Genomic DNA, 1085 nt, shown 5'->3' on the forward strand with positions numbered 1-1085 from the left:
GATTAATTGGCCATTAACAATGCGAGACGCCACTTGAAGACGTTGCTGAAATTGAACCATTTATCTCCAGCGGGACTTCTCCGCTTTTGGACGAGCTTGACTCGCTAAAGAAGAAAAGAAAGAGTATTCAATCACTTATTTCGCAGCTTTCAGAAAAACGGCGCTCAGTAAATTCCGCATATTTTGCTGTTCATGAGGACCTTAACAAAGCTCGTGAATTGCTAGATACTGAAAGTGAGAAAATGATTACTCCTTATCTAACCCAAAGGGATGCGCTGGTTAAAGAGTTGTCCGCCAAGCGACAGTTTCGAGTTCAGCTGGTTGTTAATCTAAAAATAAGAAATTCTCAAAAAAGCATTCATGATCAGTATGAGCAATGCAGTGCTGTGGTTGTTCGACTGGAAGAGCGACTGGCAGAGCTGAAGAAGTCCGCGCCGAGCTTAGAGAATGTATTGGCTGATCTATCTGACAATCTGAGCAAGTTTCTCAAAAAGGTTAATATTAAAAATCGGCGAGGAATATCTGTAAGCCCGAAAAATTTCTTGCCGATAATCCGCGATCGCGAGTACATGACAATTACTTCCGGCGGCCTGCGGACCATATCGTCAATTGGGTTATTTCTGGCGATCTTGGAATACGCTATTGAGAACGAAATTAATCATCCTGCAATTCTGCTTATTGACACTGTTGGGAAATACCTCGGGAAAACCTCCAAAACCAAGCATCAGGATGAGACTGATACTGCCGCTGACGCAGATGAAGGTCTTTCAGATCCTGATAAATACAAGAACATGTACGAGTATATGTTTGAGCTGGCAGGGCGCGCAGACAAGAAGGATATAAACTGTCAGATAATACTTGTTGACAATGACGTACCTGACTCTTTTGTTTCAAATTACAAGCCTTACATTGTTGCCCATTATAGCTCAACTGGTGAAAACGATCTGCCTAGAGGCCTGATTGACGACTACGACTCACGATGAATATTGCTAGTTTGTTCAGCCGCTTAAGGATAGCGATCCTCTCTGGTTGGGATTGCCTTGCTCAGTAGGCGAGCGTCCGCTTTTGGCCCAGAGTGTGTAAAA

1 protein-coding gene is annotated in these 1085 nt (G+C 43.4%); it reads left to right on the plus strand.

The window, feature by feature from the left end:
- Nucleotides 1-86: 86 nt before the first annotated feature.
- Nucleotides 87-983, plus strand: coding sequence for an exonuclease SbcC (locus K787_RS24070; protein ID WP_022964732.1), 897 nt, complete (start codon nt 87-89; stop codon nt 981-983).
- Nucleotides 984-1085: the final 102 nt, after the last annotated feature.

Origin of the sequence: Halopseudomonas pelagia CL-AP6 (assembly GCF_000410875.1) — a bacterium.
Classification (GTDB): domain Bacteria; phylum Pseudomonadota; class Gammaproteobacteria; order Pseudomonadales; family Pseudomonadaceae; genus Halopseudomonas; species Halopseudomonas pelagia.